At 65.6% G+C, this 23912-nt stretch carries 23 protein-coding genes, 1 other RNA gene and 1 pseudogene; 15 read left to right on the top strand and 10 right to left on the bottom strand.

The window, feature by feature from the left end:
• The first annotated feature begins 76 nt into the window (after window positions 1-76).
• Entirely contained in the window at window positions 77-1192 is a 1116-nt protein-coding gene (gene ftsZ, locus SynRS9909_RS03685; RefSeq protein WP_370587891.1) for a cell division protein FtsZ, read from the top strand.
• Between the two features lie 26 nt (window positions 1193-1218).
• Here the strand turns inward: ftsZ and ffs are convergent.
• Window positions 1219-1315: signal recognition particle sRNA small type (gene ffs, locus SynRS9909_RS03680), an RNA gene on the bottom strand.
• Window positions 1316-1358: 43 nt separating this feature from the next.
• Here ffs and panB point away from each other — a divergent pair.
• On the top strand, window positions 1359-2177 hold the full coding sequence (panB, locus tag SynRS9909_RS03675; RefSeq protein ID WP_186593786.1) for a 3-methyl-2-oxobutanoate hydroxymethyltransferase: 819 nt from the start codon (window positions 1359-1361) through the stop codon (window positions 2175-2177).
• On the opposite strand, the pseudogene hemW reads toward panB, so the two are convergent.
• Window positions 2059-3342: pseudogene (gene hemW, locus SynRS9909_RS03670) on the bottom strand (radical SAM family heme chaperone HemW); the annotation flags it as partial. The gene panB and the pseudogene hemW sit on opposite strands and share 119 nt — an antisense overlap.
• A gap of 71 nt (window positions 3343-3413) precedes the next feature.
• On the opposite strand from hemW, the gene SynRS9909_RS03665 reads away from it, so the two are divergent.
• Genes SynRS9909_RS03665 through cbiB form a run of 5 tightly spaced genes read left to right on the top strand, consistent with a single transcriptional unit; the run spans window position 3414 to window position 7987 of the window.
• The gene (locus tag SynRS9909_RS03665) at window positions 3414-4541 is read left to right on the top strand and encodes a PIN/TRAM domain-containing protein (RefSeq protein WP_240307711.1); all 1128 of its coding nucleotides are present in this window, start codon (window positions 3414-3416) and stop codon (window positions 4539-4541) included.
• Between the two features lie 58 nt (window positions 4542-4599).
• Window positions 4600-5274 carry an ATP-dependent Clp protease proteolytic subunit gene (locus SynRS9909_RS03660; protein WP_038000791.1) on the top strand — a complete coding sequence of 225 codons (675 nt, stop codon included), beginning with the start codon at window positions 4600-4602 and terminating at the stop codon, window positions 5272-5274.
• A gap of 60 nt (window positions 5275-5334) precedes the next feature.
• Window positions 5335-5937: an ATP-dependent Clp protease proteolytic subunit gene (locus SynRS9909_RS03655; RefSeq protein ID WP_007100421.1), complete on the top strand. Its 603-nt coding sequence runs from the start codon at window positions 5335-5337 to the stop codon at window positions 5935-5937.
• Between the two features lie 53 nt (window positions 5938-5990).
• Window positions 5991-6986, top strand: coding sequence for a ketol-acid reductoisomerase (gene ilvC / locus SynRS9909_RS03650; protein WP_007100422.1), 996 nt, complete (start codon window positions 5991-5993; stop codon window positions 6984-6986).
• 17 nt (window positions 6987-7003) lie between these two features.
• Window positions 7004-7987, top strand: coding sequence for an adenosylcobinamide-phosphate synthase CbiB (gene cbiB, locus SynRS9909_RS03645; protein ID WP_007100423.1), 984 nt, complete (start codon window positions 7004-7006; stop codon window positions 7985-7987).
• Here cbiB and SynRS9909_RS03640 read toward each other — a convergent pair.
• The 3 genes from SynRS9909_RS03640 to SynRS9909_RS03630 are packed head-to-tail and all read right to left on the bottom strand — an operon-like array spanning window position 7984 to window position 10757.
• The gene (locus SynRS9909_RS03640; RefSeq protein WP_007100424.1) at window positions 7984-8718 is read right to left on the bottom strand and encodes a hypothetical protein; all 735 of its coding nucleotides are present in this window, start codon (window positions 8716-8718) and stop codon (window positions 7984-7986) included. The genes cbiB and SynRS9909_RS03640 overlap by 4 nt on opposite strands.
• A 15-nt stretch (window positions 8719-8733) precedes the next feature.
• Window positions 8734-9492 (bottom strand): sugar transferase, encoded by a 759-nt coding sequence (locus tag SynRS9909_RS03635; RefSeq protein WP_007100425.1) that lies wholly within the window; start codon window positions 9490-9492, stop codon window positions 8734-8736.
• Between the two features lie 26 nt (window positions 9493-9518).
• Window positions 9519-10757 carry a glycosyltransferase gene (locus SynRS9909_RS03630; protein WP_007100426.1) on the bottom strand — a complete coding sequence of 413 codons (1239 nt, stop codon included), beginning with the start codon at window positions 10755-10757 and terminating at the stop codon, window positions 9519-9521.
• Between the two features lie 74 nt (window positions 10758-10831).
• On the opposite strand from SynRS9909_RS03630, the gene SynRS9909_RS03625 reads away from it, so the two are divergent.
• Complete coding sequence (locus SynRS9909_RS03625) at window positions 10832-11089, top strand: hypothetical protein (RefSeq protein ID WP_007100427.1); 258 nt, start codon at window positions 10832-10834, stop codon at window positions 11087-11089.
• Here the strand turns inward: SynRS9909_RS03625 and SynRS9909_RS03620 are convergent, their stop codons facing one another.
• Entirely contained in the window at window positions 11090-11821 is a 732-nt protein-coding gene (locus SynRS9909_RS03620) for a DUF1345 domain-containing protein (protein ID WP_007100428.1), read from the bottom strand. It lies immediately after the preceding gene.
• 29 nt (window positions 11822-11850) lie between these two features.
• Here SynRS9909_RS03620 and SynRS9909_RS03615 point away from each other — a divergent pair, with 29 nt between their 5' ends.
• Window positions 11851-12387: a DUF454 domain-containing protein gene (locus SynRS9909_RS03615; RefSeq protein ID WP_162858291.1), complete on the top strand. Its 537-nt coding sequence runs from the start codon at window positions 11851-11853 to the stop codon at window positions 12385-12387.
• Here the strand turns inward: SynRS9909_RS03615 and SynRS9909_RS03610 are convergent.
• Window positions 12327-13442 carry a hypothetical protein gene (locus tag SynRS9909_RS03610; protein ID WP_162858292.1) on the bottom strand — a complete coding sequence of 372 codons (1116 nt, stop codon included), beginning with the start codon at window positions 13440-13442 and terminating at the stop codon, window positions 12327-12329. The two genes, SynRS9909_RS03615 and SynRS9909_RS03610, sit on opposite strands and share 61 nt — an antisense overlap.
• A gap of 52 nt (window positions 13443-13494) precedes the next feature.
• Between SynRS9909_RS03610 and SynRS9909_RS03605 the strand changes: the two genes are divergently transcribed.
• The 4 genes from SynRS9909_RS03605 to SynRS9909_RS03590 are packed head-to-tail and all read left to right on the top strand — an operon-like array spanning window position 13495 to window position 19103.
• Complete coding sequence (locus SynRS9909_RS03605) at window positions 13495-13833, top strand: hypothetical protein (protein ID WP_038001525.1); 339 nt, start codon at window positions 13495-13497, stop codon at window positions 13831-13833.
• An 8-nt stretch (window positions 13834-13841) separates the two neighbouring features.
• Window positions 13842-16352 carry a heavy metal translocating P-type ATPase gene (locus tag SynRS9909_RS03600; RefSeq protein ID WP_007100432.1) on the top strand — a complete coding sequence of 837 codons (2511 nt, stop codon included), beginning with the start codon at window positions 13842-13844 and terminating at the stop codon, window positions 16350-16352.
• A complete protein-coding gene (locus SynRS9909_RS03595; RefSeq protein WP_007100433.1) occupies window positions 16349-16897 on the top strand; it encodes a hypothetical protein in 549 nt (182 codons plus the stop codon). The genes SynRS9909_RS03600 and SynRS9909_RS03595 overlap by 4 nt, the downstream gene beginning before the upstream one ends.
• A 43-nt stretch (window positions 16898-16940) precedes the next feature.
• Window positions 16941-19103 carry a cation-translocating P-type ATPase gene (locus SynRS9909_RS03590; RefSeq protein ID WP_007100434.1) on the top strand — a complete coding sequence of 721 codons (2163 nt, stop codon included), beginning with the start codon at window positions 16941-16943 and terminating at the stop codon, window positions 19101-19103.
• Here SynRS9909_RS03590 and SynRS9909_RS03585 read toward each other — a convergent pair.
• Window positions 19046-19567: a hypothetical protein gene (locus SynRS9909_RS03585; protein ID WP_007100435.1), complete on the bottom strand. Its 522-nt coding sequence runs from the start codon at window positions 19565-19567 to the stop codon at window positions 19046-19048. The two genes, SynRS9909_RS03590 and SynRS9909_RS03585, sit on opposite strands and share 58 nt — an antisense overlap.
• 124 nt (window positions 19568-19691) lie before the next feature.
• Here SynRS9909_RS03585 and SynRS9909_RS03580 point away from each other — a divergent pair, with 124 nt between their 5' ends.
• Both SynRS9909_RS03580 and SynRS9909_RS03575 read left to right on the top strand, forming a co-directional pair.
• On the top strand, window positions 19692-20285 hold the full coding sequence (locus tag SynRS9909_RS03580; protein ID WP_038000795.1) for a carbonic anhydrase: 594 nt from the start codon (window positions 19692-19694) through the stop codon (window positions 20283-20285).
• 113 nt (window positions 20286-20398) lie between these two features.
• Window positions 20399-20713 carry a hypothetical protein gene (locus SynRS9909_RS03575; protein ID WP_007100437.1) on the top strand — a complete coding sequence of 105 codons (315 nt, stop codon included), beginning with the start codon at window positions 20399-20401 and terminating at the stop codon, window positions 20711-20713.
• Window position 20714: 1 nt separating this feature from the next.
• On the opposite strand, the gene SynRS9909_RS03570 is transcribed toward SynRS9909_RS03575, so the two are convergent.
• Together SynRS9909_RS03570 and SynRS9909_RS03565 are read right to left on the bottom strand one after the other, a co-directional pair.
• On the bottom strand, window positions 20715-22841 hold the full coding sequence (locus tag SynRS9909_RS03570; RefSeq protein WP_007100438.1) for a cation-transporting ATPase: 2127 nt from the start codon (window positions 22839-22841) through the stop codon (window positions 20715-20717).
• Window positions 22842-22904: 63 nt separating this feature from the next.
• The gene (locus SynRS9909_RS03565; RefSeq protein WP_007100439.1) at window positions 22905-23822 is read right to left on the bottom strand and encodes a LysR substrate-binding domain-containing protein; all 918 of its coding nucleotides are present in this window, start codon (window positions 23820-23822) and stop codon (window positions 22905-22907) included.
• Between the last annotated feature and the right edge of the window lie 90 nt (window positions 23823-23912).

The following is a 23912-nucleotide window of genomic DNA, read 5'->3' as shown; positions in this document are numbered from 1 at the left end:
AGAATCAGCGGCGGATGCAACCCGCAAGGACATAATGCACCCACAGCTCAATGGTTCGGCCGCAACGATGGAGATGATGGGAGCACATCAGTCCCCCCATGCCGATTCCACTGGCATCCTCCCCAGCCAGTCTGCGCGGATTGAGGTGATCGGTGTGGGTGGGGGCGGCAGCAATGCCGTGAACCGCATGATCCAGAGCGATCTGGAGGGTGTGGCCTACCGGGTGCTCAACACCGATGCCCAGGCCCTGCTCCAGTCGGCGGCAGATCATCGTGTGCAACTGGGCCAGACCCTCACCCGCGGCTTAGGAGCGGGCGGCAATCCCAGCATCGGCCAGAAAGCAGCCGAAGAATCCCGCGCCGATTTGCAACAGGCACTGCAGGGGGCTGATCTTGTCTTCATCGCCGCCGGCATGGGGGGTGGCACGGGCACGGGTGCCGCTCCTGTGGTGGCCGAAGTGGCCAAAGAAAGCGGTGCCCTCACCGTGGGCATCGTCACGAAACCCTTCAGCTTCGAAGGTCGCCGCCGCATGCGTCAGGCCGATGAAGGCATCGCCCGCCTCGCCGAGCATGTCGACACCCTGATCGTGATCCCCAATGATCGTCTGCGCGATGCGATTGCCGGAGCCCCTTTGCAGGAAGCGTTCCGCAGCGCTGACGACGTGCTGCGCATGGGCGTGAAGGGCATCAGCGACATCATCACCTGCCCAGGCCTGGTGAATGTGGATTTCGCCGATGTGCGCTCGGTGATGACCGAGGCCGGCACCGCCCTGCTGGGGATCGGCGTCGGCTCCGGCCGCTCCCGTGCCGTGGAAGCCGCCCAGACGGCGATCAACAGCCCACTGCTGGAGGCGGCCCGCATCGATGGCGCCAAGGGGTGTGTGATCAACATCAGCGGCGGTCGCGACATGACCCTCGAAGACATGACCACCGCCTCCGAAGTGATCTACGACGTGGTGGATCCGGAAGCCAACATCATCGTGGGCGCCGTCGTCGATGAGCGACTGGAGGGTGAAATCCACGTGACGGTGATCGCCACCGGTTTTGAGAACGGCCAGCCTTATCGCAGCGAACGCGCCACGGCACGATCTGAATCCACGCCCTACACGCCGTCTTCAAGCCAGGATTCCGGCGCGAACATTCCTCAATTTCTGCGCCAGCGTCAGCTTCGTCGCGAGTCAACCAACGACTGAAGCCTGAGCTGTGGCTCGGCGGATGGGGTGACCCGGAGTCCACGCCTGCTCAGAGCATCCCGTGTGGCTGCTCCCTTCCGGTTCTGACCAGGTTTAGGCGTCTGAACCGCATGGGTCCGAGTCGTTGTGATGCTAGCAATGGACCCCCGTTGGCCTGGAGAGGCGGATGCGACCTGCCGACCTGATCCGGTTCAAGCAGTCGGGGCAAGCGATCACCATGCTCACCGCCTGGGACGCCCTCTCGGCGGCCCTGGTGCAGGCAGCCGGTGCCGATCTGGTGCTGGTGGGTGATTCACTCGCCATGGTGGTGCTGGGCCATGCCACCACCCTGCCGGTGACGCTGGAGCAGATGCTGCAACACACGCAGGCGGTCTGTCGTGGCCTCAATGGACCGCTGGAGCGCCAGCCCCTGGTGGTGTGCGACCTGCCCTTTCTCAGTTACCAATGCGGCGAGGAGCGGGCCGTGGCAGCCGCCGGAACCCTGCTGAAGAACTCCGGCGCCGCCGCTGTGAAGCTGGAGGGAGCTGAACCGGAGATCGTGCAGGTGATCGACCGGCTGGTGCGGATGGGGATCCCGGTGATGGGCCATCTGGGGCTCACGCCGCAGGCGGTGCATCGCCTCGGCTACCGGCGGCAGGCGGAAGATCCCCGCAGCCAGGACACCCTGCTGCGCCAGGCGGAAACGCTGGAAGCCAACGGCTGTTTCGCCCTGGTGCTGGAACATGTGCCCGCCCAGTTGGCCAGCCGGGTGCGCCAGGCGCTGCGCATTCCTGTGATCGGCATCGGTGCCGGAGACGACTGCGACGGTCAGGTGCGGGTGAGCGCCGATCTGCTCGGGCTCACCCCCCTGCAACCGCCCTTCAGCCCCGCCCTGATCCCGGGGCGGCAACTGCTGGTGGAGGCGCTTCAGGGCTGGGTGACTGCACAACGGCAGCCGGCAGGGTCTCCCACCAGCGCACCACCTCCACCAGCACCTGATTGCTGAGGGCCAGACCCTCGGGATCTCGCAGGCGCCAGCGGCGTCCGCACGACTCAATCAGGCCCTGGGCTTCCGGCTCCAACCAGCGGCGCTCAAGATCGGGCAGATGACGCTCGCATGTGGCCGCATCCCAGCCGCTGGCAGCAGCCAGACGCCACAGATCGACGCCCTCGCGTCGCCTCAGCCCCACCAAGAGCAGGTCATCGAGGGGCAGCGGCACCGCTGCTGACGCCAGAAGCGAACAGTCGGGCTGCTGCCGTTGCGTCATCAACCAGCGGGCGTAGGCCTCACGGATGCGCGGCCGCGCCAGGCGCCGGCCCCAGGGGGCACTGGTGGCCCCAAGCCCGAAGCCCCACCAGCCGGCACCGCTCCAATACACACGGTTGTGGCGCGAGGCATGCCCAGGCCGGGCGTAATTCGACACCTCATAGCGGCAGAACCCCGCCTGTCGCAGGCGCTCGCCGGTCTGTCGAATCCGCTCCACCGCTTCCCCGTCATCGGGGAGCACCAGCTCGCCCCTTTGCTGCCGCCAGGCGAAGACGGTGCCGGGCTCCACCGACAGGTCGTAGACGGAGAGATGGGGCACGCCAGCGGCCAGGGCCAACTCCAGCTGCTGCTGCCATTGCGCCTCGGTCTGCCCCGGCAGATTGCGGATCAGGTCGAGGCTCCAGCTCGTCAGCCGTCCCTGCAGCAAAGCCCGTTGCAGCCAGGTGCAGGCGGCCTGCAGATCGGCCCGGCGATGGCGCCGTCCGAGGCTGGCCAGCACCCCATCATCAAAACTCTGTCCGCCCAGGCTCACCCGGGTCACGCCGGCGTCGAGGACGGCCTCCAGGTGCTGCAGATCAAAACTGGCCGGATCCATCTCCAGGGTGATCTCCGCCCCGTCCTGCAGACCGAAACGCTGCGTCAGCCGCTGCAGCAGATCGGCGATCTGGCTGGGGGTGAGCAGGGAGGGTGTGCCGCCGCCCACATACACCGTGGCCAGGGGCGGCCCTGCAGGGGAGAGGCCGATCTCCTCATGCAGCAGGGCGAGATAGGCCTGGATCGAGGCCCGTCCGGGCCCCGCCGCCGCATCCGCCCTGTCTCCCAGGGGCACGACGGCGAAGTCGCAGTAGAAGCAACGCCGATGGCAAAAGGGGATGTGCACATAGGCGCTACGGGGTGCGGACATCAGCCCGGGCCAAGCGACGGAAGATGGTGCATGCTGCCTGCAATCGGATCGAGCAGCCACGACCTGAACCCATGGTGGAACCGCTCATCCTGCTTGTGTTCCTGCTCTCCGGCGCCTCGGCCGGATGGATGGGCGTGCATCTGCTGCCCCAGGAGCTGCTCGACGAGAGCACCAACGTGGCTGGTGTGCGCTGGGTGCTCACGGGCTTCGGCGCTTTCTTCGGCCTGATTGCCGGCCTGGTGTTTCAGCGCCTGCGCCAGCAGTTGATGCGGCAGGTGCGCAGCATGCCCACCGATCTGCTGGTGAGCCGGGCCGTGGGCCTGATCCTGGGGCTGCTGGTGGCCAATCTGCTGCTGGCCCCCATCCTGCTGCTGCCCCTGGGGGGGGCGATTGCGCTGCTGAAACCGCTGGCGGCGGTGCTGAGCAATGTGTTCTTCGGAGTGCTGGGCTACAACCTCGCCGAAGTGCATGGCCGCACCCTGCTCAGGCTGTTCAATCCCTCAACGGCGGAAGCCCTGCTGGTGGCCGATGGGGTGCTCACCCCAGCCAGCGCCAAGATTCTCGACACCAGCGTGATCATCGATGGCCGCGTCCGCGGCCTTCTGGCCTGCGGCCTGCTCGAGGGCCAGGTGATCGTTGCCCAGACGGTGATCGACGAGATGCAGCAACTCGCCGATTCCAGCAATCCGGAAAAGCGCGCCCGCGGCCGCCGCGGCCTCAAACTGCTCACGGAACTGCGGGAGACCCATGGCCGTCGCCTTGTGATCAACACCACCCGCTACGAGGGTGACGGCACCGACGACCGCCTGCTCAAGCTGAGCGCCGACACCGGCGGCACGCTGGTGACGGCCGATTACAACCTCGCCCAGGTGGCCCAGGTGCAGGAGCTCAAAGTGATGAACCTGAGCGACCTCGTGATCGCCCTGCGCCCCGAGGTGCAACCCGGCGATGAGCTGCTGCTGAAAATCGTGCGGGAGGGCAAGGAGGACAACCAGGGGGTGGGCTACCTCGAGGACGGCACGATGGTGGTGGTGGAAGGGGCGCGAACGGCGATCGGCGAGCGCCGTCCTGTGGTGGTGACCGGCGCGCTGCAGAGTTCCTCCGGTCGGATGGTGTTTGCCCGTCTGGAGAAGGAAGCTGCCGCCGGAAAGCCCGCCAAACCGAATCGGCCCTCCCGCCCTGCCAAGCCAGGCCCATGAGCACACCTGACCAGCCAGCCCCCGCTAGGCTCCCGAAACGCCAGGGGATGTGCTGAGGATGACCACGTCTGCGCCCTATTACGGGGAGTCCACGGTGTTGCGCACACCACCGCCGGATCTGCCCTCTCTGATGCTCAAGGAGCGGATCGTGTATCTGGGGCTGCCGCTGTTCTCCGATGACGACACCAAGCGACAGCTCGGGCTCGACGTCACCGAGTTGATCATTGCCCAGCTGCTGTATCTGGAGTTCGACAATCCCGACAAGCCGATTTACTTCTATATCAATTCCACAGGCACCAGCTGGTATACCGGCGATGCGATCGGCTTTGAAACGGAGGCTTTCGCCATCTGCGACACCCTCCGCTACGTGAAGCCCCCTGTGCACACCATCTGCATCGGTCAGGCCATGGGAACGGCGGCGGTGATCCTCTCCGCCGGCACCAAGGGGCAGCGGGCCGCTCTGCCCCACGCGTCGATCGTGCTGCACCAGCCCCGCAGCGGCGCCCGGGGCCAGGCCACGGACATTCAGATCCGGGCCAAGGAAGTGCTGCACAACAAACGGGCGATGCTCGAGATCCTTTCTGAGAACACCGGTCGCAGCGTTGAGCAGCTCGCCAAGGATTCCGACAGGATGAGCTATCTCACACCAGAGCAGGCTGTGGAGTATGGCCTGATCGATCGGGTGTTGGGCAGTCGCAAGGAGCTGCCGACCGCTGCACCAGCAGCGGTCTAAACCCGTCAGGCGCCCGAAGCGCTCCCGTCCCTTTCCCCGTTCCCTTCTCAGCCCGGACCCATGCCGATCGGTACCCCCAGCGTTCCCTACCGCCTGCCAGGCAGCCAGATGGAGCGGTGGGTCGACATTTACACCCGTCTGGGGGTGGAGCGCATCCTCTTTCTCGGTCAGGAAGTGAACGACGGCATCGCCAACAGCCTGGTGGCCCAGATGCTGTATCTGGATTCGGACGACAGCAGCAAACCGATCTATCTCTACATCAACTCCCCTGGCGGCTCGGTGACAGCGGGGCTGGCGATCTACGACACGATGCAATACGTCAAGAGTGACGTGGTGACGATCTGCGTGGGACTCGCCGCATCGATGGGGGCCTTCCTGCTGGCGGCAGGCACCAAGGGCAAGCGCCTGGCCCTGCCTCACAGCCGGATCATGATCCACCAACCCCTCGGCGGCACGGCCCAGCGGCAGGCCAGCGACATCGAGATCGAAGCCAACGAGATTCTGCGCATCAAAGAGATGCTCAACCGCTCCATGGCTGCGATGACCGGCAAGAGTTTCGAGACGATCGAGAAAGACACCGATCGCGACTATTTCCTCAGCGCCGAGGAAGCCAAGGACTACGGCCTGATTGACCGGGTGATCTCCCATCCCAACGAGGCCTGAACGACAGGCGCTTGCGTAAGCTCAGCATCTTCTCCGCTTTGCACGCCGCCCGGATGGCCCAGCTCTTCTACGACACCGATGCCGATCTCTCGCTGCTCAGCGGCAAGACGGTGGCCATCATCGGCTACGGCTCCCAGGGCCACGCCCATGCCCTCAACCTGAAGGACAGCGGCGTGGATGTGGTGGTGGGCCTCTACGCCGGCAGCCGTTCCGCAGAGAAAGCCAAGGCGGATGGCCTGGACGTTCTGAGCGTGGCCGAGGCGGCCGCCAAGGCCGACTGGATCATGGTGCTCCTGCCCGACGAATTCCAGAAGGAGGTGTACGACAAGGAGATCGCGCCCCATCTGAGCGCCGGCAAGGTGCTGAGCTTCGCCCACGGCTTCAACATCCGTTTCGGCCTGATCCAGCCTCCCACCGATGTGGACGTAGTGATGATCGCCCCCAAAGGCCCCGGCCACACCGTGCGCTGGGAATACCAGAACGGCCAGGGAGTTCCCGCCCTCTTCGCCATTGAGCAGGACGCCTCCGGCAAGGCGCGCGCGCTGGCGATGGCCTACGCCAAGGGCATTGGCGGCACCCGTGCCGGCATCCTCGAGACCAACTTCAAGGAAGAAACGGAAACCGATCTGTTCGGGGAGCAGGCCGTGCTCTGCGGTGGCCTCTCCGAGCTGGTGAAGGCAGGCTTTGAAACCCTGGTGGACGCCGGCTATCAGCCCGAGCTCGCCTACTTCGAATGCCTCCACGAGGTGAAGTTGATCGTGGATCTGATGGTGAAGGGCGGTCTCACCGCCATGCGCGATTCCATCTCCAACACCGCTGAGTACGGCGATTATGTGAGCGGACCACGTCTGATCACCGCCGACACCAAGGCCGAGATGAAGCGGATCCTGACCGACATCCAGGACGGCACCTTCGCCCGCAACTTCGTGGCGGAATGCGAAGCCGGCAAGCCTGAAATGAACAAAATCCGCGACCGCGATGCTGAGCATCCGATCGAGAAGGTAGGCAAAGGGCTGCGCTCGATGTTCAGCTGGCTGAAGGCGGCCTGAGTCAGACCTTCCTCTACGTGATCGCCGCAGCAGGCCTCGACCTGCTGCTGGGTGATCCCCGCTGGTGCCCCCATCCCGTGGTGTGGATGGGGCGCTGCATCACCATCGTGCGCCGATGCGTTGAACGGCTCGCAGGGGACAACCGCCTGGGCCTTCGCGCCGGCGGTGGGCTGATCACGCTGGTGCTGGTGCTGGGCAGTGGCACCTGCGGCTGGGCCTTGGAACGGTTGGTGTTGCCTGGCTCGCCCCTGCCATCGCCCTGGGCTGCCGCCGTGCTGGTGGTGGGCCTGGCCAGCTCCCTGGCGGCGCGCAGCCTGCGCGACAGCGTGCTCGCCGTCGTGGACGCCCTCCCCGATCTGGTCGCGGCCAGGCGTTCTTTGGCCTGGATCGTCGGGCGCGACACCGAGGCGCTCGATCAGGACGAAATTCTTAGGGCCGCCGCCGAAACCGCCAGCGAAAACGCCGTGGATGGTCTGTTCGCGCCCCTGTTCTGGATGCTGGTGGGAGCAGCGCTCTGGCAACTGGGTTGCACGGCGGGGCCGGGACCGCTGGCCCTGGCCTGGGCCTTCAAAGCCAGTAGCACACTCGACTCCATGCTCGGGTATCGCCGCGGCCGCCTGCAGTGGCTTGGCACCGCCGGCGCCCGACTCGATGATGCGCTCACCTGGCTGCCCTGCCGCCTGGTGCTGTTAACCCTGCCCCTGGTCAGTCGCCCCTGGAGCGCCTGGCTCCGGCTGGTGCATGCCGCCGAACGGGATGGCCGCCCCGACCCCTCACCGAATGCGGGCCGCTCCCAGGCGATCTATGCCCACTGCGCCGGTGTTCGGCTCGGTGGTGCCAACCGCTACGGCGAGCGCTGGGTGGAGAAACCGTTGCTGGCGGCTGGCCAACCGCCTGTCGACGCAACAGCCGTGCGCCGGATTCTCAACCTCAGCGCCAGGCTGGAACTGCTCTGGCTGCTGCTCGCCCTCGGCGCCAGCAGTCAACCATTGCTGCGCTAGCGCTGATGAAAGCGGCCAAGAATCAGGGCAATCAGGATGGCCACATACAGCTGGCCACTCACCGTGATGGCCGTCACCACCACCTGAGAGGTGACATCACCTGAGTTCATCACCCCGGATCCCACCGTGGTGAGCAGGTTGAACGATGCCGCCATCAACACCGGCGCGAATCGCAACACCGATCCGGCATCCCCCCACTGATCGGTGAGGTTGCTGTGCAGCGAGGCATCCAACACGGCGGGATCAAAGGCCAGAGGATGCAACTCGTAGGTGGCCGTGAGCAGCACCCCTCCGGCCACTCCGATCAGTAAATAGCCCTGGGCCGCCCCCATCACCACCGCCAGGGTCACAAACGGTTCGCGGATCAACGACTGAATCATCCGCAGGGTGGTGAGAAAGAAGAAGAGCAGCCAGATCAGCACATGGGGCAACGTGAGCCAATGCCCGAGCAGATACAACCAACGCAGCGACAATTGCCAGATCACCTCCAGGGCAATCGCCAGCAGTCCCAGCTTGGCCACGAGTGCCTGGTGGCGGGGAAGGAGCGAATAACGGCCGATCAGACGAACCAGCACCACCGTGAGACTGATCAACAGCACCGACAGCAGCGGCGGCCAGATATCACACAGGGGGAGCAGAACCAGAAAGGCCAACTCGCAGATCAACATCACGATGTAGCCGCGATGGCGCTTGCGCAGGCGATGGATCTGATCGCGCGTGTAGCGGCTCATGGGCGTGCCAAGGCCTCAATAAGCACCACGATCCATGGGCAGCAGCAACACACCGAAGGTGCGCAGGATGATGGCCAGATCGAGCCGGAATGAACGGCCCCGGGCGTAGGCAAGATCGAGGCGCACCCGCTTGGCATAGCTGAGGTTGTTGCGCCCACTCACCTGCCAGAGCCCCGTGAGACCGGGACGCACCGCGAGCACCTCATCCATGTAAGGGCCGTAACGCTGAATCTCCTTGTCCACAATCGGGCGTGGACCCACCACACTCATTTCGCCGCGCAGCACGTTGAGGAACTGCGGCAGTTCATCGAGGCTGGAACGGCGCAGAAAACGACCAATCGGCGTGATGCGGGGATCCTGGCGCAGCTTGAAATCACGCTCGAATTCGGCGCGCATGGCGGGTGATTCCGCCAGCACACGGCTCAGCACCTGATCGGCATCGGCACGCATCGTGCGGAATTTGATGCAGCCGAAGCGGCGATAGCCCCGCCCCACACGGCGCTGCACATAGAACACAGGACCGGGTGAACTGATCTTCACCAACAGCGCCAGAACCACCAACAGCGGCGAACCGAGGCCGAGCACGGCCAGGGCAAACACCACATCACCCGTGCGCTTGAGGCTGCGGCCCAGGGTGCTCTGCTGACGCACCAACACCTTGACCGGCAGCTCCGAGGGCGGTGCCGCCAGAAGCTCAAGATGGCGACGACTGGCTTTGCGACGCAGCGCGGCTGGAGCAGTGTTCAAACGCAGACGACGCGAGGAGCTCACCATCCTGTTTCCCACGCGTCTCATGCCACTCAATCGCAGGCAGCGAGACCTGGCAGCTGGCCGGGGTCACTCCCTGCTGCGGCACAGGCCTGCTGGTGCCCAGACCAGAGCCGTTCCAGCACTGTCTCAAAACGGGACGCGAACCGCTCAGGGCTGAAGCGCTCGGCCCAGGCGCGCATCTGCTCCGGCGCCAGCTCACGCCAGAGGCGACGCTCCTCAAACCAGCTGACGGCGGCGGCCACCGAGGCGGCCGTCTGCTCGGGAAACAGCACCCCGGTGGGGGTGCTGACGCCGGTGGAGGCGCAGCGCACGCTGTCGAGCAGACCGCCACGACCCAGGCCGATCACGGGAGCGCCGGCCGCCATCGCCTCCACCGGCGCGATGCCGAAATCCTCCAGCCCCGCATACACAAAAGCGCGACAGCGGGCCATCAGGGCCTCCACCCGCGCCGAGGGCAAGCGACCAAGAATCTGCACCGTGGGACCGGCCAGCCGTTCAAGGGAGCGACGCTCCGGCCCATCGCCCACCACCAGCAGGGGCAGGCCGAGACGATTGAACGCCTCCACCACCACATCGACGCGCTTGTAGGGCACCAGGCGGCAAACGCACAGATAGGCCGCATCGCGGGGTTGATCCCAGCGGAACCGCTCCACCTGCACCGGCGGATGCAGCACCTGGGCCTCCCGCCCCCAGAAGCGTTGAATCCGCCGGGCCGTGAAGCGGGAATTAGCCAGCAGGTGATCCACACGGGCGGCGCTGAGCTGATCCCACTGGCGCAAGGCATGCAGCTGCCAGCGGATCAGGGGCCCGAAGCCGCGTCGGGCCAGCGCCGAGCGACGCAGATAGGCATGCATCTGATCCCAGGCGTAACGCACGGGGGTGTGCACATAGCTCACATGCAGCTGTTCGGGGGACGTCAGCACCCCCTTGGCCACCAGATGGCTGCTGCTGATCACCAGGGGGTAGGCACCCAGGTCGATCTGCTCAATCGCCAGCGGCAGCAGCGGCAGATACTGCTGCACATGGCTGATCCCCCAGGGCAGCTGCTGAATCGGGCTTGTGAGGATGCGCCGCCCCTGCCAGGGGCTGCCGAAACGACCACTCTCCCCATCCACCAGAGCCACCAGATCGATCTGGTGGCCCCGTTGCGCCAGACAAGCGTCGATGGCCGCCACCACCTGCTCGGCACCACCAACGGAACGGGGTGTGAACCACTCGTGCACCAGGGCGATCGTGCTGGGCAGGTCAGCCCTGGCCTGACCAGACATGAGGCGATGAACAGTTACATCACGAAGTCTCTCAGCCGGTTGCCGCCCTTGAGCGCGCTCCCGAAGCTGGAGGTATGTCCACCACGACCATGGCGATCAACGCCCTCCTGGAAGAATCCCTCAACGAACCTTCCATCGGCGAGACCACGTGTTTCCGTTGGCATGCCACCCCCGTCGGCATTGCCGCTCTCTGGAACAAAAGCCCGTCACCGCTCACCCCTCCATTCGAGGATGCTCTCAAAGAAGGCTTGCAAGTTGGCCTGGATCTCAGCCGCGAAGAAAGGGAGTTTCACCAGGTGAGCCACGGCCTGGTGCTGCTGTTTCATTCCTGATCAGGCACTGGTAAACAGATTGAGAACGGCCGAGATCACCGTGGAATAAAACAGGAAGCTCATCAGGGAGTGGAACCACACCGTGCGCCGAATCCGACCATCCTCCAAGTTGACGTCACTCATGGCGTAGGTGAGCCCTACGGCGAAAGCAACGTAGAGAAAGTCGGTAAACATTGGCTCATCTCCCTCGAAGATGAAGCCCTGAGGGTCCGAGCCCTCCTGTCGGCCCCTGGGATTGAGCTGAAAGTAGGCCTTGGCGTAATGGATGCCAAAGCCGTTGTGCAGCTGCATCCAAGTAGCGAACATTGCTGCGAAATACACCAGGATCCGCAACCATTCCGGCAAAGCCCCCTTGGCATGGTGCATGTCCTGAATGCTCAGGCTCAAAAGGCCGATGCTCATGAAGGTGAACACCACCGTGCGCGCGATCAGCCGCTGCCGGCGGGCACGCTCATGACCGAACAGCGCGCGTGTCTCCTCCGAGCCAAGGAGGAAGGCCTCCCGATTGAAATGCCAGAGATCCACCAACATGGCGATCAGGAAGCCCACGGAAAAGGCCTCGTCGAGGCGACCGGGCCGACCGCCCATCCAGAACAGGGCCACCAGGGTCACCACGATGCCGATCGGCAACGCCCGCCGCGCCCGAGCCAGATCATGGAAATTTCGGAACGTGGTTTCTGAGAAATTCACGGGCTGCGAGTCGACCAAGCCGGAGGAACGGAACGCAGTCAAGCAACAGCTGCGTGAGGCGACATAGGCTGATGGATGATTGTTCAGTGAACGCCGACCAGGGCCACCCCATGCATTGCCCTGAAGCGCCCGCCGCCAACCTGGCCTATGTGGTGGAGCACCGTCTCCATCACCGCGTCCGTCTCCGCTTCCGGCAGCCCCTCTGTTCGCACCGCATGCGCAGCCTGCTCTGGCTGATGGAACAGCAACAGGCCGGCTTCGCTCTGCGCCCGGCCTCCTCCGGCCGCGGGCTCGTGCTCTGGAGCCTCGATCCCGATCAGTCGATCCACCAGGGCCTGCAGCTGCTGGAGCAGACCATCCAACTGCCGCCTGCCCACCTCGCCGCCCCTCCGGAACGGGGCCTACCGGGAGTGCTGCAACGCTCACGGCTCGGCAGCATCAAGATGCTGATGGCTCTGGCGGTGGCGGGCTGGGCCCTACCGGTGCTACCCGGTACCCCCTTCTTTTTGATGGCCTGGTGGCTGGGCTGGCGACCGCCCCAACCCTCTCAGCGAAACACCACCTCCACGAAGGGTGCACAGACCCTGGCGGAAGCGGGTTCGCGCTGACGGCAGGCCTCCGGCAGGGCAATGATCCGCCGCTGCCCCAAAGCGGAGATCACCAGAGCGTCCTCCTGCTGCTGCACACGCAGGTCCCCTCGGCCAACGCCAGGGGCGAACACGCGGCAGAGCTGGTCCTCCCAATCGGTGAGGTTGATCCGTGGTGCCTCCTGCGCCAACAGGGTCACCAGTGGATCCTCTTGATTCGCGGGCGAGGTGCCGCCCAGCAGCATCGGCGGCGACCAGCCCTCCAACAGCGGCGTCGACCAGCCCTGTCCCTGGATCCAGAGGCGATGCAGGGGGTAGCCGCTCAAGGGCAACGCCGCCAGGCGGCGACGCTGCAGCGGCCAGGAGTCGGCATCGCCGCTGAGGGCCAACACCACATCAAGACGTTGTTCGTTGTTCAGAAGGGCGGCCAACAACCGGCACCGCTCCAGCCATGGCGTGGGAGGACGCAGGGATTCGGCGCTGGGTAACTGCAAACGCAGCACCAACTCGAGGTGGGACAGGCGCTGACGGGTGTCGCTCCACCAATTCAGCAGGGGATCCCAGAGGCTGAGGATCAGCTCCGGCGCCCGTTGGGCCAGCCGCAGAAGCGGCAAGGCCTGGGCCAGGGGCGGCAGCACCAGCGTGACCGTCTGAACCTCGGGATCCGCCATCGACACCGCCAGACGGTCCGCCAGCCAGAGCACGCGCTGGAGATCCTCCAGACCGGGAACCAGCCAGGGAGGTGTCGGCGAGTCGATCGACAGCCCGAGCATCGCCGCCCAGGGCCGCAAGGGCCCCTCCAGGTCGGGCCAGAGGGCCGCCGCATGCTCCTGGGCCACAAAGGCCTCCCAGCGCAGGCTGCCGCCCTGGAGATCACGCCCCTCAAGCAGGTGACTGGTCTCGCCATTGAGATCGAGCACCACCAGCCCCGAAGCGGCAAGCCGCTGCTGGGCCATCACGAGGTCCAGAGCCTGTTGGGGCTGATCTGCCACCAGCAACACCACAGCCATCGCGCCCGGATCACGGTTGGATGTGTGGCCCAATACCAACTCCCTGAGTGGGTTGCGCAGAATCACCACATTTCAGCAGATCAGCGTAAGCTCGGCTTCGTCAATGGCCTCTGGATTCATGTTTGAGCTGGAAACAGTTCTGGCGTTTGGCGTGGGTGCCGGGTTGGTGGCCCTGGCGCCGATGGTCAGACGCTTTGGTAATCCCCAGCTCGGAGATTCCATGAACAACACCGGTCGCTCCATGGCCAAGAGCGGCATCAAACTGGGCGTCACCGTGGCCGGTGCGGCTGGAGCAGCAGCCCGAGGCGTGGCCAAGGGGGCCGCTGAAGCGGCCGAATCGATCGGCGACCTGGTGGCGGAAGCCCGCCACGAAATGCAGGGCAGCGACGACAGTGCCGCCACACCGGCCAAGGCCAGCAAAGCCTCGACTGCGACCACCGAAGTGACGGTGGAGTAACGGCATCAGTGGCAGTTTCCATCGCAGTCGATAGCCCGTCACCAGACGGGCGTCGTTCCGGCCTGAAGGCCGTTCCCACTGCCAGGGCCTTACCCCCCTGGCATGCCAACGACATCCAGATCGTCCACCGCTGCGGCCCGCGCCTGCGTCTGCGCCTGCCCAGCACCGATCCCGAGAGCCAACGACTGGCCCGATGGATCGAGACTCAGGCAGAGATCAGCAGCGTGCGCCACAACCGCATCGGTGCTTGCCTTGTGCTGCAACTGGCTCCAACCGCCCAGAGTTGGAATGAGCAGCAGCTTCAAGCCTGGCTCGAGCAGCTGCCCCGCAGCGGCGATCATCGTCTCGACGAGGTGGCGATTGACGCCACGCCGGCCGGAGCGGCGGACCAAGCCGCTGAGGCAGACGAAGAGGAACCCTTTGTTCCCTCCCGGATTGTGCTGCCGGTGAGCTCACTGGCCTTGGCCCTGTTGGCGGGTCCGCTGTCGCTGCCTCCCCTGGCGGTGGCCGCCTTCATCCTGGTGGCCGCGCGCCTCAGCTTCAAGCGAGCCTGGGACGGCCTGCGTCAGGAGCGCCGCATCAATGTGGACGCTCTCGATGCCCTGGCGGTGACAATCCACAGCCTGGAGGGTTTCCTGACGGGCCCAGCGCTGATGATCAGCATGATCGAGGGCGGCGAAGCCGTTCGCGATGCGACTCAGCGCATTGCCCATTCCGCCAGCACCGATCTGCTCGCCAGCCTCCAGGCCGACGTGCGCCGGCTCGATGACGCGGGCCAAGAAACGGTCATCCCCAGTTCTGAGGTGGAACTCGGTGATCGCCTGATCTTCTATCCCGGCGACAGCATCCCCGTGGATGGTGAGGTGGAGAAGGGAGAAGTGAGCTTCGATGTGGTGAAGCTCACCGGTGAATCCGTGCCACGCCATGCCGAAGCCGGCGATGAGGTGCTGGCTGGATTCATTCTTCTCGAAGGCACCCTGATCATGCGGGCCACCGCCGTGGGCGAACAGACCCGGATCGGCCAGATCACGGCGATGATCGATTCGGCCCCGGTGTTCGACACCCGTGTGGGCAACGTGGCAGCGCGGATTGCCAACCGCTTCGTGTTGCCGACACTCGCCCTTGCCGGGGTTTCGCTCCTGCTCAGTGCCGGCAATCTGGCGGCGGCGGCATCCTTGCTGATGTTCGACCTCGGCACCGGTCTGCGGGTGTCGGTGCCCACCGCGATCATGGCGGCCCTCACCCGCGCCGGCAGCCAGGGCCTGTTGATCCGCAGCGGCCGCGCCCTCGAGCTGCTCAACGATGTGGATGTGGTGGTTTTCGACAAGACCGGCACCCTCACCCAGGGCCACCCCTCGGTGGTGCACCTGGATGTGCTCAACGATGCCTACACCCGCGAACAACTGATTCGCCTGGCTGCCAGCGCCGAACAGGGTCTGAACCACCCGATCGCCGAATCGATCATCCAGTTCGCCGCCGCCGAAGGCGTGGCTGGTGTCAAACCGGACGCATGGGATTACCGCATCGGCCGGGGTGTGGCCGCCGTGATCGACGGACACCAGGTGCTGATCGGCAACGCGCGCCTGCTGCATGAGGAAGGCCTGAGCGAGCCGAAGCTGCCGGAGCGCTCCGAGCTGAATGCCTCCACCCCCGTGTATCTGGCTGTCGATGGCGCCATGGCGGCCGTCTTCCACGCCGCTGATGAGCTGCGGCCCGACAGCAAGGCCCTGGTGCAGGAGCTGCATCGTCGCGGCATCGAAGCCCACATGCTCACGGGCGACGTGGCAACCGTGGCCCATGCGGTGGCCGAACGCCTCGGTCTTTATCCCGAAGAGGTGCACGCCGAGGCCCTGCCAGACCAGAAGGCCGAGCTGGTGAAGAGCTTCAAGGAGCAGGGGCGTCGGGTGGTGTTTGTCGGTGACGGCATCAACGATTCCGCCGCCCTGGCCTATGCCGATGTGTCGGTGTCGTTTGCCTCCGGCAGCGATCTGGCCCGTGAAACCGCCGACATCGTGCTCACCAACGACAAGGTGTCGGGCTTGATCGTGGCGCAGGACCTCTCGCGTCGCACTTTCAAGCTGATCAACCAGAACATCGGCATCGTGGGAGTGCCCAACCTCACCGCCCTGGTGATCGGCACCTTCTTCCCGCTCGGCCCGGTGGCCGCCGTTCTGATCAACAACGGCTCCTCCCTGGTGGCAGCGGGCAATGCCATGCGCACGCTGCAGTTCCGCCCGGAACCCCTGCCCGAACTGGAGGACGGCAGCGTGCGGCAGGCACGCCCCGGCCGCAGCGACGCCAGCACCGCAACGGACGTCGCCGTCACCGAAACGGCGATCCAGCCCCTGCGCGCCAGGGAACTGGCCCAACGGCTCGGCACCAGCCACCAGCAACTGAGCTCATTGCGTCGCAAGGGTGAACTGCACCGCTGGAGCCGGGAGAACGATCCCGATGGCCACAGCTGGAGCTACTGCGATCGCCGCAAGGTGTATGTGCCCGAAGCGCTCGCTGCCGCATGAGTGCTGTCGACTGCCTCAGGCTTCGTCATCGCGGCCGGGGGCGTCGGCGCTACTCCCTTCGGTTTGAGGAGCCGATCGACTGGTCGGCCCTCGCTGACACCCTGCGGGTCAGGCTCACGGGAACACCGTTCCGGTTTCGGCTCAATCCAATCGCCCAGTCGGTGGTGATCTCCGGGATCACTGCCGGCAACGACCAAGCCTGGCAACCGGCGGCCATGGCTCTGGTGGCCGCACTGGAGGAGATCGGCGCTGCAGCTCCGGCACCGGAGCTGATCACGATTCCCCTGCGCAACATCGCCACGCCGCTGCATCAGAGGCCTGAGCGGCGCTGGCGATGGCTGGTGGCCTTGCTGGGTGGCCTGACCAACCTGATGACCGTCTCCCTCAGTTTGCTTCTCACCCTCACAGCCTTCAGCCTGATCCTGATCGGGCTGCCCGGCCTCCTGCTCCCCCTCTCTCCAGGCACCCTGCTGCTGCTGCTCGCGGCCTGGTTGATCGAACTGGCCTTTCTGTTGCGGCGCCCCTTCATCGCTTCAGCGCACTGAATTCAGCGCACTGAAGCGCCCCCGACGTGCACGCTCTTCTGCTGTGGTTGCCGACCTTGCCCACTCCCGGCACTGGACCCAGGTCAGCGACCTGCCCGGACGGCTGCGGGTGCGTTGCCATGGCCTGAACCCCGCCGGGGAACCGGTGAGCAACCGGCTCGATTCCACCCTGCTGCACCACTGCCGGCTCACCCTGAGCAGCTGTCACTGGTTGCGCGGCTTCCGGATCAATCCGCTGGCGGGAAGCATCTGTCTCCACTACCCGCCGCAGCATCGGCGCGACCTGAAAACGCTGCTGGAGCGGGCACTGACGCCCCCGCTCCCGGGAAGCGGCCTCGACCTCGCTGATCCGGAACAGTCCCTGTTCGCACCCGGACGGCCCCTGATCCGCCATGGTCTCTCCTGCGCCTCGATCCTCCTGATCGATGCCATCACCCCCCTGCCGCTCACCCTGCTGCTGGGTCTCTCCTCCCTGCTGCTCTGGCCCCGGATCCATGCCGCCCTGAGGCAACTCCGGCAGGGCCGGCTCGATGTGGAGACCCTGGAGCTGGGCTTTTCCACCGCCATGCTCCTGGAGGGTCTGCCCCGCGAAACCCTCACCGATCTCGGCATTCACGATGCCACCGGTGCCGTGCAGGGGGTGATGCAACCGGAGGAAGACGTTGTGGATGGCGACCGCCTACTGGCGCGTCTCGGCCGGGTGGTGCAACTGCAACCGCCAGACAGTGCGGCCGATCCGATCCCCCTGGCCCAGGCCAAACCGGGCCAGCGCTACCTGATTCATGGCCAGCAGCTCTGCCCCCTGCGCTCGACGCTGGTATCGGGCCGTTTGCTGGTGAGCAATCGCCACATCAACGGCCACTGGCATCCGCGCTGGCTGAAGCGAGGCGAGGTGATTCCCACCGGGTCTCTGGTGATCCGCGGCCAGGGGACCCTCGAACTGAGCGAGGCGCTGATCAGCGATCCCACCTACGCCCTGCTGCATGAGCAGCACGACCGCAGCCGGATCGAAACCGGGGTGCTCGATCGGCGCCTGCAGCGACTCTCCGACTGGATGAGTCCGCTGCTGCTGGCCGGTGGCGGCGTGATGCTGGCGCGGGGGTCGAAGGAGATTGCCCTGGCGGCACTCCGTTTCAGTCCGCTGCACAACTGGAGCGACAGCGTCACCGCCTCCAGGCTCACCGCCGTGGCCGACCTGGCCCTGCACAAGGTGCGGATCCGCAACCCGAATGTGCTCAGCAGCCTGGGACGCATCCGCCACCTGGTGGTGACCCAGAGCTGCCTGAATCAGGCCGGCGGCATGCGACTGAAGGAAGAAACGGCCCCGGGTGCCGATCCGAACAACGGGGAGCTGCTCCGCCTGCTCGCCGGCATTCAGAGCTGGTTGAGCGGCATCGATGGCATGGCGATCTGGACCCGGCAGCTGCAGGAGATCGAAACGCCAACGGCGATCACCTCCGTGGCGATCGAGGCGGACGGGCGTCGTTACAGCGTGCGCACCCGAGCTGGCGACAATGTGGTGATCGAAGCGGAACGGCCCGACGATCTGCTGACACCCCTGCGACTGAGCCGTAACGGTGCCTGCATCGGGCGGATTGTGCTGCAATTCCTGCCGGATGAGCACTGGCTGGAGGCTGCCGACATGCTCCATCAGCTCGGCATCCGCTTGCATGTGGTGTCGTCGCTTCCCGACGACCAGCTGGAAACCTGCACCGAAGCGCTGCAGCTCCCCGATGACCAGCGGCATGGTGCTTGTGATGCCGAAGCACGCCTCGCCCTGATCCGTCGTCTTCAGGGCAACGGCAGCAACGGGGTTGCCTACATGGGCTACCTGCTCCAGGATCTGGCCGCTTTGGAGCAGGCCGACGTGTCGATGGGCATGACCACCCCCGACGACAGCCTGATGGTGGCGCGGCTCTGCGATCTGATGATCCCCACCAATGCCTCCTGGCTGCCGCGCCTGGTGACCATGAGCCGGCGCCTGCAACAGGCGGAAACCGGCAACTTCAGCCTGATCACCGGCACCCAGATCGCCACCGCCTTGGTCACCGCCAGCGGCTGGATCGCGCCGATGCAAGCGATCCTCTTCTACGACCTGCCGATGTTGCTGGCGGAGCTCAACAACATTCTGAGCGTGCAGACGGCGGGTTATGCCGCATCCGGCCAACCGGTGCCATCACGAAACAAGCGCCAGGACGCCCGCTGACCGGGACGCTGCATCCGCTGACAGCGCAGACCACGGCGGATGAAGCCAGGTCCCTCCGGCAGGGACTCCACCGAGGGCAGCCGCTTGAGCTGCAACAGGTCGGCGAGTTCACCACTCTCCACCTCAATGCCGGTGCGCACCAGCTGCTCGAGGATGTCGAGCCGTTCACGGAAGAGCCTCAGATCGGCGTAGAGCTCCGCCTTTCTCCAGTCGCGATCTCCGGTTGGCACAGGCAAGGATGCTTCCACACCGACGGGGTCGAGCACCAGCTCGGCCGCCACCGGTTCGGCATCACCAGCCTCCACAGCGGCCAGCAGCTGGGCCACATCGGCGGCCTGCACATAGGTGCGCAGGCCACGACGCACCGGCTCGAGCTTGAGGCGATGCAGCAGGAGCAGCACATCGGCCCGCGACAGGCCCAGATCGGTCTCCAGTTTGGCGAGAGGCACCAGTTCTTCGCTCATGGGGGACACCGGCCGGCAGGTCTATGGCCGTCATGATCGAGCCAATGGCCGAAACAGACAACAACAGAAACGGGCCTGTTGTGCCACCCTGCGGCCACCGCGAGCGATTCCCCTTCAGCCAGCGATGAACCATGACCCGCAAAAGCTCCTGGAGACGCTGCAGGAGGGCCATGCCCGCTTCATGGCGGGGGAATCCCGTCATCCCCATTCTTCCTCCTATCGGCTGCGCCAGCTGGTTGAGGGCCAGCATCCGCTGGCGGCGGTGGTGAGCTGTTCCGATTCGCGCGTGCCGGTGGAGCTGCTCTTCGACGCCGGCTTCGGCGACCTCTATGTGGTGCGCACGGCCGGAAACACGAGCTTCACCGACACGATCGGCTCCCTGGATTACGGCGTGTTGGGGCTGAACCTGCAACTCATCGTGGTGATGGGCCATGAGGGCTGTGGTGCGGTGACCGCGGCCTGCACCCCCCAGGAAGCACTGACCCCGGCCTTGCAGGACCTGGTGCTCAACATCCGCAGCGGCCTCGATGAGGAAGGTGTGGGCTCGGAGCTGGATCGGGCCTTCCGGGCCAACAGCCGGGTGGCGGCCCGGCGTCTGCTCCAGGGCAGTGAGCTGATGCGCTCCAGGGTGGCGGAGGGAACCCTGCGGATCGAAGCCGCCTGCTACACCCTGCAAAAAGGCGACATTGAGTGGCTTGGCCCGGTCAGCGCCAGCTGATTCACCGATCGGTCAGCACCAGCTGACAAACAACTGCGGCTACGACTGGAACACGCGACGGCGTCGCCCTTTCATGCTGCAATCAGGGTGTGATGGTTGTTTTCTAACCCGCGATGTTTGAACTCGAACTGTTGATCGCCATGGGCCTCGGTGCTGCCCTGGTGGCCATCGCTCCCGCCGTGAAGGCTGTGGGTGGCGGCGAAAACCGCGTCAGCCGCTCCATCGGCGACACGGGCCGCGCCATCACCAAGCAGGGGCTCAAGCTGGGCATCCGCCTCGCCGACAGCACCGGCGGCCTGCTGCGGGGCATCGGCCAGGGCTTCTCGGAAGTGGGTGAGAGCTTCACCGATCTGCTGGCGGAAGCCAAGGCCGACCTGGAGCAGAACAAGGCCAAGCGCACCACCTCGATCAGCAGCAGCCGCTCCTGACTCAGCGCCGCTGACGTCCGGCCCTCACCAGCAGCAGCTCGCTGGTGAGGATTGGCATGTCGACGAGGAATACCGCAAGCAGGGGGTGAATCGGCAGCACCAGATTCACCAGCACCACCAGCAGGTGGGGTAAGAGCACCAGGGCCGCCTGGCCGGCCTGGTCGCCATGGGAGCGGCGACAGAGCGCTATCGCGGCCGGTAGGCGATCGATGCAACGGGCGGCGATCATCACATCGGCGACCGACTGGCTCAGCTGAGGCTGCGACTCCACCATCGTGATGCCCACATCGGCGGCAGCGATCAGGGGCGTATCAGCATCGGCGCCACCGAGCAGCATCACCGGCCCGGCCTTGCGGCAGCGGTTCACCTGGGCAAGCTGACGCTCCGGTTGCGGTGCCACCACCACGGCCTCAGCGGGCAGATCGAGGCGCTGACAGAGCAGATCGGCCAGCTGCAGATCTGACGCCATCAGCAAGCGAATCCCGATCCCCATCCGCTGAATCCGCTTGAGAGAACGAATCAGGCGCCTGGAGAGGTGCACCCGGAGATCGATCGCACCGATCAGGCGGCCGCTGCGCAGCACATAGATCCAGGTCTGGTCGGCATGGCGCCCGAAGGAGGGATCGTGGCGGAGATGCCGGGACTGCAGCAGCCGGGGACCGCCCAATTCCACCCGTTCACCGCGAATGATGCCCCGCCAGCCGAAGGGATGCATCGGCTCCAGGTCATCAACGATGTACGGGTCCAGATCCAGCGCATGCAACAGGGGCAGGAATGCCGTGAGCCCGAATGGGCGCTGGCGGCAACGGAAGCCGGCCACGATCTGGGCCAACTCCTCCACCGTGGTGTCGTCGAGCGGGTGAATGCCGGCAAGGGAGCGCTGGCCCAGCCGCTCCAGCACCGCTTCGGTGATCAGCAGCTGACGGCTTTGGGCGATGCCATCGCTCGCCTCCGGGCGTTTGAGCACCACGCCGAGGTTGAGGGCATCCCGCTGCACGGCGCCGTAGAGCAGCGAACAGCTCAACTGCCAGTCGCTGGCGGGATCGAATTGCAACAGGCCTGCCGCCCCACCGGAGTTACCGGCGGCCAGCAGACCACCCCCCGCCAACAGGATCAGGGGAACGGACCGGGTGTGCAGCCAGCGGGCCCGTTCCACAAGGGCGGGGACATGGGCCTCCGGCTCACGCACGGGGATGTTCTCCAGCCGACGCTCCACCGGATCGGCGCATTGGATCACCCGGAGCGTCAGCGCACCGCTGACGAGCTGCACCCCGGCGGGCAACTGCTGAAACGGCCGCACGGCGATCTGCACGGTGCGGCCATCGGCCCATAACGAGGTGATCACGGCCTCCCCATCCATGACCAGGCCATGACAGGGAACCCGGTCTCCGGCGATGAGGCGCAGCCGATCTCCGGGTTGGAGCTCCGCCAGTGTGGGCGTCGAAAGACGACCATCGCGCTCGAGCCGGGTCACCACCGTGCTCAGGCGAAACGCTTCGAGCCGATCGGCGAGCCGCTCGTGTTGGCCGTGGTTGGGGGTCCAGCCCTGGAGGGAATGGTTACCCACCTCGATGCCCCACTCGAGCAGCAGGGCCTGGCTGTGGCCGCGCAGCACCAGCGAGCCATACCAGAGCAGATCCAGGGTCTTGGCCGGCAGACGCCCGGCACGGCGCTCCGCCCAGATCGAGCGGAACAGGGGCACAAACAGCAGCGGGGTGACCGGCAGCAGCAGCAGGATCAGGGGCAGCTCGAGCAGGGCGTTGAGGCTGAACAGACCAACCACCAGGCCGAGTCGGCGCAGGGAGCGGGTCTCAAGCCGAGGGGTGATCTCCAGGGGCAGGCCAGCCTCCTGCTGGGCGGCCTGCTGCAGCAACTGCACAATGGCTCGCCGGCGCCGCAACCGTTCCGGCCGGCCCTCGAGCACCAGGCTTCCCGCCAGGGCATTGAGCCGAAACCGCTTCAGCCAATGCCGCTGCAGGCTCTGGTGGGCTAGAGCCTGGGCCAGCTCAGCATCAAGACCGGTGTGCAGCAGCTGCAGTCGCACCCGGCCGGGAAGCTGGTGCATCACACGCCAGCGGCTGCCATTGGCGCTGCACTCCAGAACCTGACCGACGCGAAGCTGGCTCATGCCCCCAGGCTGCTGGATCCAGGATGGCGATCAGGTGTTCCAAGCGACGATGGCCAGAGGCAATCAGCGACGCACAGGCACCTCGAGCGCTGCAGCATCCAGTGGGGCAAACACTTTGGTGATGTCGGGCACGATCTCACGCACCGCATCCACGGCAAGCGACAGACGCTCGATCAACGCGAGGAGCAGGGGATGCCCCTCAAAGTCTTGGCGGTACACCAGCACATCACCGGAGGCAAACGGCAACGCCAGGGGAAGGCGATGCAGGGAGCTGGGGGCGGTGTGCTGGGTGAGCGGGTTGCCGTAGGAGATGAGCAGTTCCGACTCGCATTTGCCTTCCCATTTCTCGTAGCGGTAGCGACACATGCGCACCGGTGTATTCCAGAGGCCGAGCTGCTTGAGGGCAGCCTCCACCTTCGGGAAGGTCTGCGGTGGCAGGGCGAGGGAGGGATAGGCAGCGAGCTCATCGAAGCTGGGATTTTTGACTTTCGTGAGTGGATGATCCGGTGCACACACGAAGAACGGTTGCATCGCCGTGAGCTGGAGGTAGCGGTAATGCGGATCGACGGGTCCAAGCAGATCGGGCAGCGTGGTGATCTGGCAGTCCACGATCCGGTGGTCGAGCAGCAGATGGCGATGACGGATCGACATGATGTCGGAATTGCCGAGCATCCAGGGGCCGAGTTCAGCGGCGCAGTAGGAGAGCGCGGTCCAGTAGGTGGCTTCCAGGCGCAACGGCGCCCACGCGGCCCAGCGGGCCTTCTGATGCACCTGCCGTTCGGCATTGAGCAGGGAAAGATCGCCGAGCAACTGCCATTCGCCGAAGTCATCGCGCACCAGCTCCAGCCCGAACAGCTCGAGCACCTTGGCGGTGTTGCGACTGACGGTGGACTGGGCACAGCTGAAACGACGCGCCACCGACTCTCCGGTTCGCAACCAGATCAGACCATCGAAGAGCGCCAGCTCATCAAGCTTCAGCACAACCCTTCTGAAGGAAATTGCCTTCTACAGAATCATCCGCACCCCCGTCCACATTCCATGCGAGATCCGCATGTTTTTGCGATCAACGAT

It is taken from the genome of Synechococcus sp. RS9909 (assembly GCF_014279595.1).
Classification (GTDB): domain Bacteria; phylum Cyanobacteriota; class Cyanobacteriia; order PCC-6307; family Cyanobiaceae; genus Synechococcus_C.
The sequence above is the reverse complement of the archived record's forward strand: the minus strand, read 5'-3'. Positions and strand labels throughout refer to the sequence as shown.

What these genes read in the sequence shown, in the direction of transcription:
- SynRS9909_RS03630 (WP_007100426.1), bottom strand. Translation starts at nt 10,757, where the DNA reads ATGTCTGGTCAGGCCAGGGCTGACCTGCCCAGCACGATCGCCCTGGTG.
- SynRS9909_RS03625 (WP_007100427.1), top strand. Translation starts at nt 10,832, where the DNA reads ATGTCCACCACGACCATGGCGATCAACGCCCTCCTGGAAGAATCCCTC.
- SynRS9909_RS03660 (WP_038000791.1), top strand. Translation starts at nt 4,600, where the DNA reads ATGACCACGTCTGCGCCCTATTACGGGGAGTCCACGGTGTTGCGCACA.
- SynRS9909_RS03615 (WP_162858291.1), top strand. Translation starts at nt 11,851, where the DNA reads ATGGATGATTGTTCAGTGAACGCCGACCAGGGCCACCCCATGCATTGC.
- SynRS9909_RS03605 (WP_038001525.1), top strand. Translation starts at nt 13,495, where the DNA reads ATGTTTGAGCTGGAAACAGTTCTGGCGTTTGGCGTGGGTGCCGGGTTG.
- SynRS9909_RS03665 (WP_240307711.1), top strand. Translation starts at nt 3,414, where the DNA reads ATGGTGGAACCGCTCATCCTGCTTGTGTTCCTGCTCTCCGGCGCCTCG.
- SynRS9909_RS03570 (WP_007100438.1), bottom strand. Translation starts at nt 22,841, where the DNA reads ATGAGCCAGCTTCGCGTCGGTCAGGTTCTGGAGTGCAGCGCCAATGGC.
- SynRS9909_RS03655 (WP_007100421.1), top strand. Translation starts at nt 5,335, where the DNA reads ATGCCGATCGGTACCCCCAGCGTTCCCTACCGCCTGCCAGGCAGCCAG.
- ftsZ (WP_370587891.1), top strand. Translation starts at nt 77, where the DNA reads ATGGGAGCACATCAGTCCCCCCATGCCGATTCCACTGGCATCCTCCCC.
- SynRS9909_RS03585 (WP_007100435.1), bottom strand. Translation starts at nt 19,567, where the DNA reads ATGAGCGAAGAACTGGTGCCTCTCGCCAAACTGGAGACCGATCTGGGC.
- SynRS9909_RS03595 (WP_007100433.1), top strand. Translation starts at nt 16,349, where the DNA reads ATGAGTGCTGTCGACTGCCTCAGGCTTCGTCATCGCGGCCGGGGGCGT.
- SynRS9909_RS03640 (WP_007100424.1), bottom strand. Translation starts at nt 8,718, where the DNA reads ATGAGCCGCTACACGCGCGATCAGATCCATCGCCTGCGCAAGCGCCAT.
- ilvC (WP_007100422.1), top strand. Translation starts at nt 5,991, where the DNA reads ATGGCCCAGCTCTTCTACGACACCGATGCCGATCTCTCGCTGCTCAGC.
- panB (WP_186593786.1), top strand. Translation starts at nt 1,359, where the DNA reads ATGCGACCTGCCGACCTGATCCGGTTCAAGCAGTCGGGGCAAGCGATC.
- SynRS9909_RS03635 (WP_007100425.1), bottom strand. Translation starts at nt 9,492, where the DNA reads ATGGTGAGCTCCTCGCGTCGTCTGCGTTTGAACACTGCTCCAGCCGCG.
- SynRS9909_RS03580 (WP_038000795.1), top strand. Translation starts at nt 19,692, where the DNA reads ATGAACCATGACCCGCAAAAGCTCCTGGAGACGCTGCAGGAGGGCCAT.
- SynRS9909_RS03575 (WP_007100437.1), top strand. Translation starts at nt 20,399, where the DNA reads ATGTTTGAACTCGAACTGTTGATCGCCATGGGCCTCGGTGCTGCCCTG.